18 protein-coding genes and 1 tRNA gene are annotated in these 13,828 nt (G+C 61.9%); 12 read left to right on the top strand and 7 right to left on the bottom strand.

Going from position 1 to position 13,828, the window contains the following annotated elements; genetic code table 11:
* The first annotated feature begins 69 nt into the window (after window positions 1–69).
* The 5 genes from pal to RBH19_RS01280 all read left to right on the top strand — a co-directional run bounded on the left by pal (window position 70) and on the right by RBH19_RS01280 (window position 2,949).
* A complete protein-coding gene (gene pal / locus RBH19_RS01300) occupies window positions 70–612 on the top strand; it encodes a peptidoglycan-associated lipoprotein Pal (RefSeq protein WP_306726991.1) in 543 nt (180 codons plus the stop codon).
* Window positions 590–1,399, top strand: coding sequence for a tol-pal system protein YbgF (ybgF, locus tag RBH19_RS01295; protein WP_306726990.1), 810 nt, complete (start codon window positions 590–592; stop codon window positions 1,397–1,399). The genes pal and ybgF overlap by 23 nt, the downstream gene beginning before the upstream one ends.
* On the top strand, window positions 1,396–2,091 hold the full coding sequence (queE, locus tag RBH19_RS01290; RefSeq protein WP_445353956.1) for a 7-carboxy-7-deazaguanine synthase QueE: 696 nt from the start codon (window positions 1,396–1,398) through the stop codon (window positions 2,089–2,091). The genes ybgF and queE overlap by 4 nt, the downstream gene beginning before the upstream one ends.
* Window positions 2,092–2,111: 20 nt before the next feature.
* On the top strand, window positions 2,112–2,789 hold the full coding sequence (gene queC / locus RBH19_RS01285) for a 7-cyano-7-deazaguanine synthase QueC (RefSeq protein WP_306726988.1): 678 nt from the start codon (window positions 2,112–2,114) through the stop codon (window positions 2,787–2,789).
* An 84-nt stretch (window positions 2,790–2,873) separates the two neighbouring features.
* Window positions 2,874–2,949: transfer RNA gene (locus RBH19_RS01280), tRNA-Lys, on the top strand.
* Between the two features lie 308 nt (window positions 2,950–3,257).
* On the opposite strand, the gene RBH19_RS01275 is transcribed toward RBH19_RS01280, so the two are convergent.
* The 7 genes from RBH19_RS01275 to flgA form a co-directional block, all read right to left on the bottom strand.
* Window positions 3,258–3,635, bottom strand: a complete 378-nt coding sequence (locus RBH19_RS01275) for a hypothetical protein (protein ID WP_306726987.1) — start codon at window positions 3,633–3,635, stop codon at window positions 3,258–3,260.
* Window positions 3,636–3,814: 179 nt separating this feature from the next.
* Window positions 3,815–4,192: a hypothetical protein gene (locus RBH19_RS01270; RefSeq protein WP_306726986.1), complete on the bottom strand. Its 378-nt coding sequence runs from the start codon at window positions 4,190–4,192 to the stop codon at window positions 3,815–3,817.
* A 205-nt stretch (window positions 4,193–4,397) separates the two neighbouring features.
* The gene (locus tag RBH19_RS01265; RefSeq protein WP_306726985.1) at window positions 4,398–5,624 is read right to left on the bottom strand and encodes an EAL and HDOD domain-containing protein; all 1,227 of its coding nucleotides are present in this window, start codon (window positions 5,622–5,624) and stop codon (window positions 4,398–4,400) included.
* Window positions 5,625–5,757: 133 nt separating this feature from the next.
* Window positions 5,758–6,483, bottom strand: a complete 726-nt coding sequence (locus RBH19_RS01260; RefSeq protein ID WP_306726984.1) for a flagellar brake protein — start codon at window positions 6,481–6,483, stop codon at window positions 5,758–5,760.
* Between the two features lie 196 nt (window positions 6,484–6,679).
* Window positions 6,680–7,144 (bottom strand): flagellar protein FlgN, encoded by a 465-nt coding sequence (locus RBH19_RS01255; protein WP_306726983.1) that lies wholly within the window; start codon window positions 7,142–7,144, stop codon window positions 6,680–6,682.
* 14 nt (window positions 7,145–7,158) lie between these two features.
* Entirely contained in the window at window positions 7,159–7,464 is a 306-nt protein-coding gene (gene flgM / locus RBH19_RS01250) for a flagellar biosynthesis anti-sigma factor FlgM (protein ID WP_306726982.1), read from the bottom strand.
* Window positions 7,465–7,641: 177 nt separating this feature from the next.
* The gene (flgA, locus tag RBH19_RS01245; protein WP_306726981.1) at window positions 7,642–8,346 is read right to left on the bottom strand and encodes a flagellar basal body P-ring formation chaperone FlgA; all 705 of its coding nucleotides are present in this window, start codon (window positions 8,344–8,346) and stop codon (window positions 7,642–7,644) included.
* Between the two features lie 279 nt (window positions 8,347–8,625).
* Here flgA and flgB point away from each other — a divergent pair, with 279 nt between their 5' ends.
* The 7 genes from flgB (at window position 8,626) to flgH (ending at window position 13,827) form a co-directional block, all read left to right on the top strand.
* Window positions 8,626–9,027 carry a flagellar basal body rod protein FlgB gene (flgB, locus tag RBH19_RS01240; protein ID WP_306726980.1) on the top strand — a complete coding sequence of 134 codons (402 nt, stop codon included), beginning with the start codon at window positions 8,626–8,628 and terminating at the stop codon, window positions 9,025–9,027.
* A gap of 6 nt (window positions 9,028–9,033) precedes the next feature.
* Entirely contained in the window at window positions 9,034–9,438 is a 405-nt protein-coding gene (gene flgC / locus RBH19_RS01235; RefSeq protein ID WP_306726979.1) for a flagellar basal body rod protein FlgC, read from the top strand.
* Between the two features lie 37 nt (window positions 9,439–9,475).
* Entirely contained in the window at window positions 9,476–10,153 is a 678-nt protein-coding gene (locus tag RBH19_RS01230; RefSeq protein WP_306726978.1) for a flagellar hook assembly protein FlgD, read from the top strand.
* 70 nt (window positions 10,154–10,223) lie between these two features.
* On the top strand, window positions 10,224–11,441 hold the full coding sequence (gene flgE / locus RBH19_RS01225) for a flagellar hook protein FlgE (RefSeq protein ID WP_306726977.1): 1,218 nt from the start codon (window positions 10,224–10,226) through the stop codon (window positions 11,439–11,441).
* A 30-nt stretch (window positions 11,442–11,471) separates the two neighbouring features.
* Window positions 11,472–12,215 carry a flagellar basal-body rod protein FlgF gene (gene flgF, locus RBH19_RS01220; RefSeq protein WP_306726976.1) on the top strand — a complete coding sequence of 248 codons (744 nt, stop codon included), beginning with the start codon at window positions 11,472–11,474 and terminating at the stop codon, window positions 12,213–12,215.
* A gap of 79 nt (window positions 12,216–12,294) precedes the next feature.
* Window positions 12,295–13,080 carry a flagellar basal-body rod protein FlgG gene (gene flgG, locus RBH19_RS01215; protein WP_306726975.1) on the top strand — a complete coding sequence of 262 codons (786 nt, stop codon included), beginning with the start codon at window positions 12,295–12,297 and terminating at the stop codon, window positions 13,078–13,080.
* Between the two features lie 30 nt (window positions 13,081–13,110).
* Window positions 13,111–13,827, top strand: a complete 717-nt coding sequence (flgH, locus tag RBH19_RS01210; RefSeq protein ID WP_374728944.1) for a flagellar basal body L-ring protein FlgH — start codon at window positions 13,111–13,113, stop codon at window positions 13,825–13,827.
* The last annotated feature ends 1 nt before the right edge of the window (window position 13,828 follow it).

Here is a 13,828-nt window from a genome sequence, read left to right as displayed (position 1 = left end):
GCCCGAATCGTCGAACCGTTTCTGTCGGGGGGGTACCTTGACACCATTCAACACAGGGGAACGATCGTCATGAACAGGATATATTCAGTGCTCGCCGTACTCGTCATGGCCATTCTGCTGGCGGCCTGTGGCACCACGCAGGAAGTCCCGGACGAGGAAGCCGCCGAACGGGAGGCCCGTGAGGCCGAACGCCGGGATCGGGATGAATGGGCCGAAATTGACGGCCTGCGAGACGATGAAATGGCCGAATTCCGGGAGCTGGATGATCCGGACAGTCCGCTGGCCGATCGCATCGTCTATTTCGATTTCGACCGTTACGACGTCAAATCCGAATACCGTGAGATGCTGCGTGAACACGCGACCTATCTGCGCAACAACGCACGTCTGACCGTCCGTCTGGAAGGTCATACGGACGAGCGCGGCTCACGGGAGTACAATATTGGTCTGGGTGATCGACGGGCACAGGCCGTCAAGCGCGTCCTCGTGCTCAATGGCGTGTCCGAAGGTCAGATCCGTACCGTGAGTTATGGCGAGGAGCGCCCGGCCGTTGCCGAGAGCAACGAGGAAGCCTGGGCCAGGAACCGTCGCGTTGAACTCGATTACATTCGGTGACGATATGGCATTGCGACTGCAAGGTATTCAAGCATTGGCGGGCATTGGGCTTGCCTCCACTCTGATGCTCGGTGGCTGCGCCGCCTTCGAGACCCGGGACGACGAGACCGTGGATCGTCTGGACCGGATTGAATCCCGCCTGGAACAGGTGGAGCGTCTCGTCGAAAGCGACAGTCTGGTGGATCTGGCCGCCCAGCTGGATGAGGTCCAGTCCGAGATCCGGGGTCTTCGCGGCGAGATCGAGACCCTGCAGTACGAGTTGGGTGGTGTCCGCGAACGCCAGCGCGAAATCTATCTCGACGTGGATCGCCGCCTGAGGCGACTCGAGGTGGGCGGGCCCGGTGGTGATGTGGTACCGGACGTTTCCCTCGAGGATGATCCCATGCCGCGACGGGTGGATGGCGAACCGCGGGAAGCCTATGACGAGGCCTTCGGCCTGTTGCGTGAAGGACGTTACGATGCGGCCGGTGAAGCCTTCGAGGCCTTCCTCGATCGCCACCATGATAGCGAGCTGTCCGCCAATGCCCGTTACTGGCTTGGTGAGGTTCACTACGTGACCCGGGATTTCGAGCAGGCCGCGGCGGAGTTCCAGCGGGTACTGGATGATCATCCCGGTTCCGGCAAGGTGGCGGATGCGCGCCTCAAGCTCGGGTTTGCCTATTATGAGCTGCAGCGCTGGGACGAGGCACGTGCCGAACTCGAGGCCGTGCGCAGTGAGCATCCGGACAGCTCGGCGGCGCGGCTGGCCAACAATCGCCTTAACCGCATGGCGGACGAAGGGCGCTGATGGCCTCGGAAGTACCGCTGGAAAGAATGGACTCGGTACGCACGGATCGGGCCGACCGCGTCCGTATTACCGAGATCTTCCATTCCCTTCAGGGCGAATCGAGAACCGTGGGGCTGCCCACGGTTTTCGTGCGCCTGACGGGTTGTCCCTTGCGCTGCGTCTACTGTGACACGGAATACGCCTTTCACGGTGGGGAATGGCTTTCCCTGGGCGCGGTCTGCGACACCGTGGCCGCTTATGGTGCCCGGCACGTTACCGTCACCGGGGGCGAGCCGCTCGCCCAGTTCAATGCCGATCGCCTGATTCATGCCCTGGCGGATGCCGGTCATGAGGTCTCGGTGGAGACCAGCGGTGCCATGGACATCAGTGTCCTGGATGAGCGCATTGTACGGGTCATGGACATCAAGACACCCGGTTCCGGGGAGGTGGAGCGCAACCGCTGGGAGAACCTGACGCTGCTGCGCCCTCAGGATCAGATCAAGTTCGTCATCTGCGACCGGGCGGACTACGAATGGAGCCGTGAACTGCTGCAGCGGGAAGCCCTGAATGAGCGATGTGAGGTGCTGTTTTCTCCCGAGCACCAGCGCATGCAGCCCTCGGCTCTTGCCGACTGGGTCCTGGAAGACCGTCTCCCGGTCCGTTTCCAGGTTCAGCTCCACAAGTACATCTGGGGCGACGTTCCCGGGCGTTAGCCGTGAATTGAAGGCATTTCATGAAGCAGGAAAAGGCCGTCATCCTTCTCTCCGGTGGACTGGATTCCGCCACCGTGCTCGCCCAGGCCCGGGCGGACGGTTTCGAAGCGCATGCCCTGAGTTTCCAGTACGGCCAGCGCCACGATGCTGAGCTGAGGGCCTCGGAGCGAGTGGCCGCCGCCCTGGGTGCTGCCAGTCACCGTCTGGTGCGTCTGGATATCGGTAGCCTGGGAGGTTCAGCCCTCACCGATGCCAGCCTCCGTGTGCCGGAAGAGGCGGGTGAAGGTATCCCGGTCACCTATGTGCCGGCTCGCAACACGGTCTTTCTGTCCGTGGCCATGGGATGGGCGGAGATCATGGACGCCCGCGCCATCTATATTGGCGTCAATGCCGTGGATTACAGTGGCTACCCGGATTGCCGTCCCGCCTTCATCGAGCGGTTCCAGGCTTTGGCCCGGGTGGCTACCCGCCAGGGCCTGGAGGGGCGGGCGCCGGAGATCAGAACTCCCCTGATTGATCTTCCCAAGGCCGAGATCATTCGCCGTGGCCTGGCTCTGGGCGTTGATTACGGCCTGACGGTCAGTTGCTATCAGGCTGATCAGGAAGGCCGTGCCTGCGGGCGCTGCGATGCCTGCCGCTTCCGACGTCAGGGGTTCGAGCAGGCCGGTGTTGAAGACCCGACCGTTTATCAGGCCTGACCCTGTCGGGCGGAAAAAACTGTAGAGGATGTCGGCCTTGGCCTTTTCTCGCCCGAAAAAAACTTCTATAATGGCCGGCTTTACGGGTCGTTAGCTCAGTTGGTAGAGCATCGGACTTTTAATCCGCTGGTCGAAGGTTCGAATCCTTCACGACCCACCAGTTTTGTGCCAGAGCCCGGACGGGATTGCCCCGTTCGGGCTCTGTCGTTTTAGCTAGGGGATTCGAACCTCATTATTAATGGTCGAAGGTGGCACGGCGCACTTCCCTGTGCGCCGCCCTGGCAACCCGACCCAGATGCCTCCCCGTCTTACCGCCATGAAGCTTTTTCATCCGCAGGGGTTCCGGGCAATAAGAAAGCCCGCTTGCGTCCGCAAGCGGGCTTCCAGAAGTCAACGTGACGGCATAAGCTCAAGGACAGGGCCCGGCAACGATCCTGGTCGCCTCATGCCTCACTCCCAACTTGTCCCTCACCAATTCCGCGATTCCACAATGGAAACGGCAAAATCACTCATGTTGCGACGAAAGCGCATCATGGCCGTGAAATCGAATTCGGCGCGGCCACCCGCCTCGATGTTGGCAGTGCGGGCGGGCCAGCCGTCGACGCTGTCCACCTTTCGGCCGCTGTCATCCAGGGCTTCGATTTCGACACGGGCACCAGCGGGTGCGCTGCAATGGTTCACCAGCTCGCCACGGATCACCAGACGCGGGCAGTTTCGCCCAGAGCAGTTGTCCACACTGATTTCCAGGCCCTCGATGTCAAAGTCGGACGAGGAGCAGGCAGCCCAGCTGGTGGTCGAAAGCAGCAGGGCAGCGAGGATCGTGAAGGGGATGGCGATTGCTTTCATCAATTTCTCCTTGATTCGTGGGTTTCCTTGGAACGACGCGTACTTTGACCAGCGGATGGTCTCCGCCGGTTTCCCTCCCAATTCGGGGTGCAGCCCGTTGCGGTCTTCGGGCGTGAGAAAAGGGCTCCCGAAGGAGCCCTCAGAAGATTGCTGACGAGTGGCAGGCGGTGGGAATCAATTCACCAGACCCGGACTTCGACAATGCTGACGGAGAAGTCTTCCATGGAACGCTCGAAGCTCATCATGCCCGAGAGGTCGAAATCCACGCGCTCGCCGGGGCTGAGGTTGCTGGTTCGCCCGGGCCAGCCGTCAACCGAGTCCACCACGCGGCCACTGCCGTTGCGGGCTTCGATCTCGATTCGCGCCCCCGAGGCCGCACCACAGTTATTGACCAGTGTGCCGGTGATGTTCAGGCGCGGGCAGTTGCGGCCACGGCACTGGTCGATGCTGATTTCGAGGTTGTCGACGCCGAAATCGCTGACCGAGCAAGCCGCCCAGGCCTGACCCGCGAATGGGAGAATGGCGAACAGCGCAATGAAGATGGTCGCTCTTCTCATGGTTCCCTCTGCTCCTGACCGGAGATTCGCTCCGGATCCTCGCTGACTTCTCGGGGTGCCCGCCAGGGCACCTGTCGTCTTTACATAAAAGATTTAGCCAGAGGAGAAGGCGGTCAGCAACCGCTACCTGTTCGGGCGGTTTCGGTGGGGTGACGGACGGTGGTTCTGGGGAACCCCGGCGCCTGAGGCGCCGGGGCGGGAGGCATCAGGGCTGTTCTTTCTCGGCGGCTTCCAGGGCTGCCACATAGGCGGCCTGAACCGCTTCGGTCGCGTAAGGGCCGTCTTCGATGTTTTCCCAGTTGCCCTGCTCATAGTCCTTGACGAAGCCCAGCAGGACACCGTACGCGCCCTTGCCGTGCAGCAGGGCGCGGTCGATTTCCTCGGTCAGGGAAACCTGCTTCAGGATTTCTTCCAGCGGGGCATTGAGCAGGGCGTCGAGAACCGAGAAGAGACCCACGGTGAAGGCCGTTTCCTCGGAAAGGTTTGGGGCATGTTTCGACAGGATTTCGCACATCTTGGCCCGGGTCAGGGCAATGCGAATGAGCTCGGGCGGGCGATCCTGCAGGCCGGCCAGCACCAGCAGGCGAACCCAGTTGCGCACGGCCGGCATGCCCAGATAGACGATGGCATGGTGTATCGACTTGATTTCCAGTGACAGGCCGTAATAGGCGGAGTTGACGCAGCGCAGCAGCTTGTAGGAGAGGGTGACATCATTCTTGATGATGTTCTCCAGTTCCTTCGGGCTGACGTCGGGATCCTGCAGCTTGGCCAGCAGGCGCAGGATACTGAGCTTGTTGTCCGGAAGGCGCTTGCGTTCCAGCAGCTCCGGTTTGCACAGGAAATAACCCTGGAAGAAATCGAAGCCGAGGGCCTCGGCCTGGTCGAATGCCTCGGGGGTCTCCACCCGTTCAGCCACCAGCTGTACCGGGTACTGACGCACCTGGCGAACCTGAGCGGCGAGCGTGGCCTGATCCTTGTCCAGCACATCAATCTTGACCATGTGAGCCAGGGGCAGCAGTTGCTCGGTCTGTTCATTGAGCTCGAAATCATCCAGGGCAATGCGGAAGCCCTGCTCGGCCAGGCGTTCGACCGACTCGATCAGTTTGTCATCCACTTCCACCGATTCCAGGATCTCCAGGCCAACCTTGGCACTGGACAGGGGAAATTCGGCATCATTGATCAGGAAGTTGCGAGTCAGGTTGAAGAAGGCGTACTTGTTCCCGACCAGTTTCTGAAGGCCGATGTTGAGGAAGGTGTCGGTAATGACCTGAGAGGTGGCCCGATCACCGTCGAACACCGAGGCAATATTGCGCTTGCTGTCGCGGAAGAGGATCTCGTATCCGAAGACCTTCTTGTCCCGGTCCATGATGGGCTGCCGGGCGATGTAAAGATCCTGATTGCCTTCCCTGGTCGCTTCACTCTGATCTGCCATTTCGCCATCCTGTTTTCAGTGGCTGCCGACGTCAGACAGCATGCCAGAGGCGGCATGCCCTTGTCCCGTCCCGACACCGGATTTTACCCCATGGGCCGTGTCAGCGGTGCGTATCGGGGCGTGAGCGGGGCATTCACCGCTGTTGCTTGAGCATGCGCCGTTGCAGCTGAACCACGAATTTTTCGATCCGTCGCCGATCGGCGGGCTGAATGCGAGTGAACTGCAGGCCGAGGCGGCTGCGATTGCTGTCCGTGATGGGCTTGTTGAAACGGATTTCGGCGGGAGTCTCCACCGTGCCGCTGGGCAGGTCCAGATGACACTCGCAGTGGGTGCCTTCCGGCAACTCATCGGCCTTGTCGGTATTGATCTGGAAGCCCGCGCCGGTAATGGAAATATCGGCCAGGCGGCCTTCGAACCAGGCACCCTCAGGAGTGGCCAGAACGATCCGGCTTGGGGGACGGGCAGGGACTTCCACCCGAAACGCCCGGCGCCGCTGGTGATAGCGGATGGTGTCTGGCAGGGTCGTGCGGTAACAGCCCAGGCCATCATGAACTTCGCGGCGAATGACTTTGACCGGAAAGGTAATTTCCGCCCCATCCAGATGCCCGACGACCTGGAAGCGGCCGTGCAGTCGCACCAGGCGATCACCATCCGTTGGTGTGAGCTCATCGAACAACAGTTCCCCTTTCTCCAGGTCGGCGTCGATGAGCAGGGTGCCGTATTTTTCCCGGCGCCCCTGAAAGCGGGCATTGAGCAGCGAGCGCTGATCACGCAGGCGGATGAGCAACTGGCGAATACGGGCCGTCTGTCGCTCGGACAGAGGCTCGTATTCCGGGTTTTCCTTATCGTCTCTCGCCACGGCCATATTATTTTATGTTAAAAGTTTACTCATGCCTGTGCCTATCATAGTGCATACACGCCTCTGCCCCAAGTGCACGGTTCACCCTGCCTGACTGAAGCCGGCTGGCGGTTTGCGTGTTGGCGTACGGGCAGGCTGAAAAAGCCGGAGTGAAACGGACCAAGGCGGGAAAGGTAATGGGGAGGCGGAAGGCCGGTCAGACCTCCACATGGCGCTGGCCGACGCGGTCGCTGCGGGGCTTGCCATCGGACCCGTAGGTGGCGTTGCCCGAATGATCCGCGCCACCATGAATGATGGCCAGTGCCTGGTCGGTCTGGCGCTGTTGTAGCATCAGTTGATGCCCGTTCTTCTGATTGAGCCCCCGCACACGCTTCAGGGTGTTCTCGGCCTCCTGCCAGAGTCTGTCGGCAGAGGGGTTCCTTGCCAGGGCGGCAGCGAGTGACTGCGCCGGATCCTGTTTACCATCGGCGGTGGAAACTTCGCTCAGCAGCTGGGCGTGCAGCTGCTCAATGGCATTGGCGCCATCCAGCTTTTCGCGCACAAGGGACTCCATGCCTTCGGTATCGCGCTTGGCCAGGGTTTCGCCCTCGCGCTCGAGCAGGGCCTCGAAGGCGGCGGCCCGATCACGAATCTGCTGCAGTGTGGATTCGATCCCGCTCATGGCGTCAGGCTCCATCAGAGTTCGCGGTTCTCGCGAATCAGGGCATCGGCAATGCCTTCCGCGCTGATCTCATAGTCTCCGCGTTCGATGGCCTCGCGCAGTTCCGCAATGCGTTGCTGGTCAACACCGCTGGAATCGGCCACCCGCTGCTCCAGCGCCTGCATCTGCAGGCTGGACTCGGACAGGCTGACCCGGTCTTCCTCGGGACGCCCGGCCGGGGCCTGCTCGCCACCGCGGCGTGCCGACTCCGGGCCGTTGCTCCGACGGTCGTTCTGGAGCTGGTTCTGGCCCTGAATCAGGTTGTTCACTCGGTCAATCATGTCTGCCTCTACTCCCCCGGAGTGTTCTCTTCAGCTCCGGTTAACGGCGGCCGCGCGGAGAACTTTAGGGGTTTTTCCGCTTTTCCCGAAAAAATGCCGCAGGCTGCAACGCCCTGATTGTAAAACATTCCCTGTGTTTCTGCGCCGGTGGGCCGGGCCTGCACCCGCCCGCCGGCATCAAAAACGGATTTCGACGGTGCCCTCACCGGTCACGATGCCTTCCAGTTCCTTGCCCGAACTCAGGTTTTCCACCCGGATTCGCTGCCCGCGGGCGCCGTCCTGCAGGGCCCGCCCGGCCATGCTGATCTCCACCCGGCCATTGGAAGCGAGCAGCATCAGTCGCTGGCCGCGGCGGACAAGCTGCTGAATTTCCACGTGATTCGCCTGAAGTATCGAGCCCGGCGCCACGTGTCGACGCAGGCGCATCCCCAGGAGGTCTTCCGGCCGGGTGAAGTATTCCCGTCGCAGCGCGCCGGTGTTGCGGGTCTCCACGCCGATATCCTCCGGCCCGATGACCTGGCCACGCTGCAATGGCCCCTGTGCCACCACAACGGCCGACATCACCTGCAGTGACACCGGAACGAAAACCCGCCATTGCACCGGCCCGGGGCAACGAACACCAATGGTGGTCGAGCTGCCTTCCAGGCGGCGACCGGTGGGCAGCCAGGCCTCTAGTTCGCCCTCGCATCGACGCAGGCGCAGGCGGTTGTCGATGCCGCCTGCAACGGCGGTCACTTCGGCGTTGCGGCTCATCTGCCCCGTGACGAAGGCTTCCGCTGCCGCGGCAATGTCCTGGTGCGGCTGCCATTCCGCCCACGCCGGTACGCCGGCCATCAGGCCTGCGATCAGGGTCAGCGCTTGAATGCGTCGGCAACTCGTCACTTTTTCCACCTCCTGGGGTTCGCCGGATTCATGCAGCAATTCCCGTGCCAGTCACGGTGCGTCGCCGATCGGCCAGATCCGCGTTTCTGGAGCGCGATGGCGGCTGTCAGGCGGCAAGGGCCGGCAATCGAGGCGGCAAGAGCGGAAAAAGCATGCCGCCCCTTACGGGTCGTTATTTCATAAATCTATGAAATTTAAGTGAAAATAGAAATGGCATGCGGGTTGCAGAAAGGAGGGCGTGCCCCAGTGTGGCGGGGCAAAGCGACAAAGGAGCGGGACATGCCAATCGGATTCGACAAGGCCATCGGGATGCAGCAGGACGCCCTGCGGGTGTATCAGCGTCGCCACCAGATTCTGGCGTCCAACCTGGCCAATGCCGACACCCCTGGTTACAAGGCGCGGGATATCGATTTCCGTGCTGCTCTGGCCGAACAGTCCGGCCCCGGGGCTCCCGGCATGCAGGCAACCCACGCGCGTCATTTCGGTGGCGGCGGCGACCTGCCCGGGGGCGAGGCCCAATACCGGGTGCCGAACCAGCCTTCACTGGATGGCAACACCGTGGATCCGGACCTGGAAATGAGCGCCTGGGCCGAGAACGTGCTCCGTTACCAGGCCGCACTGCAGTTCACCAGCAGCCGCATCAGTTCGCTCAAGAGCGCCATCACCGGACAGCAGAGGTAATCAGCCATGTTCAACGTCTTTGATATTGCCGGTTCAGGCATGAGTGCCCAGTCACTGCGCCTGAACACCACCGCCAGCAACCTGGCCAATGCCGACAGTGTCACCGGTGACCCGGAGACGGCCTATCGCGCCCGCCACCCGCATTTCCGTTCCGTCATGAGCGACTGGAACCGCCCGGAATCGGTGCGCGTGGGGGTCGATAACATCGTTCGCAGCGGGGCACCGGTGGAGGTGCGCTATCAGCCGGAGCATCCGGAAGCGGATGCCGACGGCTATGTGTATGGCTCCAACGTCAATGCCGTGGAGGAGATGGTGAACATGTTGTCGGCCTCCCGGGCATACCAGAACAACATCGAAGTCATCTCCACGACCCGTGAAATGATGCAGCGCACGTTGCAGATGGGTCAGTGATGGGCTGTAAACAGACTCCAGCCAGAGGTAAACGGTCATGATTCCATCGACAGGCAGCAATCCCTTCGAGCAGTTCGGTCTGCGCACCGATCGTGAAGCCCGGAGCGGAACCGGCAGTAATGAACTGGGGCAGGAACAGTTTCTGAAACTGATGATTGCCCAGTTCCAGAACCAGGATCCCTTTGATCCCATGGAGAACGGCGAATTCCTCGGGCAGCTGGCCCAGTTCAGCACGGTTTCGGGGATCAATGAACTCAAGGACGGCTTCTTCGATCTGGCCGGGGCCATGCAGTCCAGCCAGGCCCTGCAGGCTTCCGGTCTGGTGGGCAGCACGGTGCTGGTGGAAGCCGGGCAGGGCTTCATGCACAGCGAGATTGGCATGTCGGGCGCGGTCAAGCTCGACAACAGCGCCAATGATGTCGTCGTGGACATTCTGGATCAGAACGGCGAACGGGTTCGTCGCCTGCATCTGGGGCCCCAGAGCGAAGGCCTGGCCCGTTTTCACTGGGATGGACTGGACGACCAGGGGCAGGCGGTTGAGCCCGGCCTCTACAGTGCCGAAGCGGGTGTGGTTCGCGGAGGCACAAGCGAATCCGGTCAGATGCTGATCAATCATCTGGTGGAAAGCGTCACCCTGGATCGGGGTGGCCGTGGAGTGAATCTCAACACGGCGGCCGGTGGCTTCCGTCTGGGTGATGTTCACGAGTTTCTGTAAATAGCGGGGTCCGGTGTCACGCCGGACTGGAGAGTCGCCGAATCATCGGCAGGGCAGAGGAGAATGAATCATGCCTTTTCGTATCGCACTGAGTGGCCTTAACGCCGCATCCGGTCACCTCAACGTGACCGCCAACAACATATCCAACGTCAATACCACGGGCTTTAAGCGTTCCCGGGCGGAGTTTGCCGACCTGTTTGCCGTCAGCAGTGGTGACATCGGTGATGTGGCCACCGGCAACGGTGTTCGCATGCAGCGGGTTGCCCAGCAGTTCACCCAGGGCAACATCGATTTCACCGAGAACAACCTGGATCTGGCCCTGAGCGGTGAGGGCTTCTTCACCCTGCAGGGTGATGAAGGCCGGGTGTATACCCGGGCCGGCAATTTCTCGGTGGATCGCGATGGTTTTGTCCAGAACAACCGCAATGAGCGGCTGCAGGTGTATCCGCCAGCCGGTGACGGCAGTTTCAATACCGGCCAGCTCAACGATCTGCAGCTGATTACCGGGGAAAGTGCTCCGCAGGCCACGGGCGAAATCCGCGCTGAACTGAATTTGCCGGCCGACGCGGAAGAGCCGGTCAACGCGCCCTTTGACCCGGAAGATCCGCTCAGCTTCAACAACAGTCGCTCGGTGACCATCTATGACTCCCTGGGCAATCGTCATGACGCCACCTTCTACTACGTCAAGACGGGCACCCCCAATGAATGGGAGACCCATTTCTACATCAATGACCAGTTGGTGGGCGGGCCGGACACCCTGGAGTTCAACGCCAGTGGCCAGCTGGTCGATCCCGCCAATGGTCTGATCGACTACGGGGCTTTTGATCCGGCCAACGGCGCGGAAGACCTGGACATCACCATCAACTACAGCGGCACAACTCAGTACGGTGGCAATTTTGGTGTTACCCAGCTGTCCCAGGACGGCTTTGCCACCGGCCGCCTGACCGGCTTCGACATTGATCCCGATGGTGTGGTTTCGGCCCGCTTTTCCAACGGTCAGGCCGAGACTCTGGGCAAGCTGGCATTGACCAACTTCGACAACCCCCAGGGGCTGCAGAAGCTGGGTGATACCCGTTGGGGCGAGACCTTCCAGGCGGGTGATGCCCAGTTGGGCGAGGCCGGCATGTCGGGGTTTGGTGGCATCCAGGCCGGTGCCCTGGAGGGCGCCAACGTGGATCTCACCGCCGAACTGGTGGAAATGATCACCGCGCAGCGCAACTTCCAGGCCAACGCGCAGATGATCTCCACCAGTGACGCCGTCACCCAGACCATCATCAACATCCGCTAAGCCACGCGGCATTGACGCAGGAGTACTGACATGGACCGCATGATCTATCTGGGGATGACCGGGGCCAAGCAGACCATGCAGGCCCAGGCCGCCAACAGCCACAACCTGGCCAATGCCAATACGGCGGGTTTCCGGGCGGATCTGCATGCCTTCGCGCCGGAGCCGGTGCGGGGGCCGGGCTATGCCAGTCGCGTCAACGCCGTGAGCCGGGGCCTGGGGGTGGATTTCACCCCCGGCACCATGCAGACCACCGGCCGCGAAATGGATGTCGCGGTACAGGGTCAGGGCTGGATTGCCGTGCAGGCGCCCGATGGTGGCGAGGCCTACACCCGGGCGGGTGATCTTCGCCTCACCGCCAACGGCAACCTGGTGACCGGCACCGGGCATCCCGTCATCGGAGACGGCGGCCCGGTAGCCGTGCCGCCCCACGACAAGATGATGATCGGCAACGACGGCACCATCAGCATCGTGCCCCAGGGTCAGGAAGCCCAGGCCATGGCGGTGGTGGATCGTATCAAGCTGGTCAACCCGGATCTGGAGCAAATGGAGAAGGGCATGGACGGACTGATCCGCATGGCCGATGGCCTGGAAGCGGAAGCGGATGCCGGTGTACGGCTGGCCAGCGGAGTGCTGGAGGGCAGCAACGTCAACATCACCACCGCCATGGTGAACATGATCCAGCTGGCCCGGCAGTACGAGACCCAGGTCAAGATGATTCAGAACGCCGACGAGAATGCCCGTTCGGCGTCACAGCTGTTGCGTAGCCAGGCCTAGGAACTGGCACTGATCTTGCAGCGAATATTGATGAGGCGCCGGTGACCGATCACCGTCACCGCCCGGAGGAGAGAGAACGATGAATTCAGCACTGTGGGTCGCCAAGACCGGACTGGATGCGCAGCAGACGCGCATGAATGTGGTGTCCAACAACCTGGCCAACTCCAATACCACGGCCTTCAAGCGCGGTCGTGCCGCCTTCGAGGACCTGATGTACCAGAACGTGCGTCAGGTGGGCGGCCAGACCACCCAGGAAACCCAGAGCCCCTCGGGTTTGAGCAAGGGTACTGGCGTCAAGGTGGTTTCCACCGAAAAGATGTTTAACCAGGGCAACATGATCCAGACCGAGAATCCCCTGGACATAGCCATCGAAGGCAATGGTTTCTTTGAAATCCGTCTTCCGGATGGCTCGCAGGCTTTTACACGGGATGGCTCTTTCCAGCTCAACTCGGAAGGCGAGGTCGTGACCTCCAGTGGCTATGCCCTTGAGCCGGGTATTCAGATTCCCCCGGATGCCCAGGGGGTCACCATCGGTTCCGACGGCACCGTCAGTGCCAGGCTGCCCGGGCAGGCCGATGTGGTTCAGCTGGGCGAGATCCAGCTGACCCGTTTCATCAACCCGGGTGGCCTGCAGCCGCGCGGCGAGAATCTCTACCTGGAGTCTGCCTCCAGTGGCCCGCCGCAGCCCGGTACCCCGGGTTTTGACGGCCTGGGCATGCTGCAGCAGGGGATGCTGGAAAGCTCCAACGTCAACGTGGTGGAGGAGCTGGTGAACATGATCGAGACCCAGCGGGCCTACGAGATCAATTCCAAGGCCATCTCCAGCGCCGACCAGATGCTGCAGTTCACCAACCAGACGCTGTAAGCCGAGAGGACATGGGGTAGCGCCATGAAAATGAACGCATCGAACGACTGGGCAGGCAAGGGGCGGCAACTGTTTGCCGCCCTGGCAAGCCTGATCATCCTCGCCGGCCTGAGTGCCTGCGGTGGCGGCTACGCGCCGCGGGACGAGGATCGCAGCTATGAGCCGGTGATGCCGCTGGAGCCGCAGCAGGCCCAGCGCGTCAGTGGCAGCATCTTCCAGCCCGAATACGCCGGTTCTCTGGTGGAGGATCGCCGGGCGCGCCGGGTGGGTGACATTCTCACCATACGCCTGGTGGAACGGACCGACGCCAGCAAGTCGGCCAGCACCAACTCCAGTCGTGAAAGCAACACCACCATCAATCCGCCCACCGTCTTCGGACGGGGCGTGACCCATCGCGGCCTGCCCATTCTGGACGTGGACATGGGCAGCAGCCGTTCCTTCGAAGGCGAGGGTGGCAGCAGCCAGAGCAACCGCCTGGAAGGCGAGATCACCGTCACCGTGGCGCGGCGCCTGCCCAACGGCAATCTCATGGTTCAGGGGGAGAAATGGCTGACTCTGAACCAGGGCGAGGAAATGGTGCGCATTGCCGGCATCGTCCGGCCCCAGGATATTTCTCCGGACAATTCCGTGGCCTCCAACCGTGTGGCGGATGCCCGCATTACCTACAGCGGCCGCGGCACCCTGGCCGATGCCAACCGCCCTGGCTGGCTGACCCGTTTCTTCCAGTCACCCCTGCAGCCTTTCTGAG

Origin of the sequence: Natronospira bacteriovora (assembly GCF_030848495.1) — a bacterium.
GTDB lineage: Bacteria > Pseudomonadota > Gammaproteobacteria > Natronospirales > Natronospiraceae > Natronospira > Natronospira bacteriovora.
This window is presented reverse-complemented; position numbering and strand designations above follow the sequence as displayed.

Bases quoted from the DNA above. Each gene is read 5' to 3' on its own strand.
- pal (WP_306726991.1), top strand. From the start codon at position 70: ATGAACAGGATATATTCAGTGCTCGCCGTACTCGTCATGGCCATTCTG.
- queC (WP_306726988.1), top strand. From the start codon at position 2,112: ATGAAGCAGGAAAAGGCCGTCATCCTTCTCTCCGGTGGACTGGATTCC.
- RBH19_RS01275 (WP_306726987.1), bottom strand. From the start codon at position 3,635: ATGAAAGCAATCGCCATCCCCTTCACGATCCTCGCTGCCCTGCTGCTT.
- RBH19_RS01270 (WP_306726986.1), bottom strand. From the start codon at position 4,192: ATGAGAAGAGCGACCATCTTCATTGCGCTGTTCGCCATTCTCCCATTC.
- RBH19_RS01265 (WP_306726985.1), bottom strand. From the start codon at position 5,624: ATGGCAGATCAGAGTGAAGCGACCAGGGAAGGCAATCAGGATCTTTAC.
- RBH19_RS01255 (WP_306726983.1), bottom strand. From the start codon at position 7,144: ATGAGCGGGATCGAATCCACACTGCAGCAGATTCGTGATCGGGCCGCC.
- flgM (WP_306726982.1), bottom strand. From the start codon at position 7,464: ATGATTGACCGAGTGAACAACCTGATTCAGGGCCAGAACCAGCTCCAG.
- flgB (WP_306726980.1), top strand. From the start codon at position 8,626: ATGCCAATCGGATTCGACAAGGCCATCGGGATGCAGCAGGACGCCCTG.
- flgC (WP_306726979.1), top strand. From the start codon at position 9,034: ATGTTCAACGTCTTTGATATTGCCGGTTCAGGCATGAGTGCCCAGTCA.
- RBH19_RS01230 (WP_306726978.1), top strand. From the start codon at position 9,476: ATGATTCCATCGACAGGCAGCAATCCCTTCGAGCAGTTCGGTCTGCGC.
- flgE (WP_306726977.1), top strand. From the start codon at position 10,224: ATGCCTTTTCGTATCGCACTGAGTGGCCTTAACGCCGCATCCGGTCAC.
- flgF (WP_306726976.1), top strand. From the start codon at position 11,472: ATGGACCGCATGATCTATCTGGGGATGACCGGGGCCAAGCAGACCATG.
- flgG (WP_306726975.1), top strand. From the start codon at position 12,295: ATGAATTCAGCACTGTGGGTCGCCAAGACCGGACTGGATGCGCAGCAG.
- flgH (WP_374728944.1), top strand. From the start codon at position 13,111: ATGAACGCATCGAACGACTGGGCAGGCAAGGGGCGGCAACTGTTTGCC.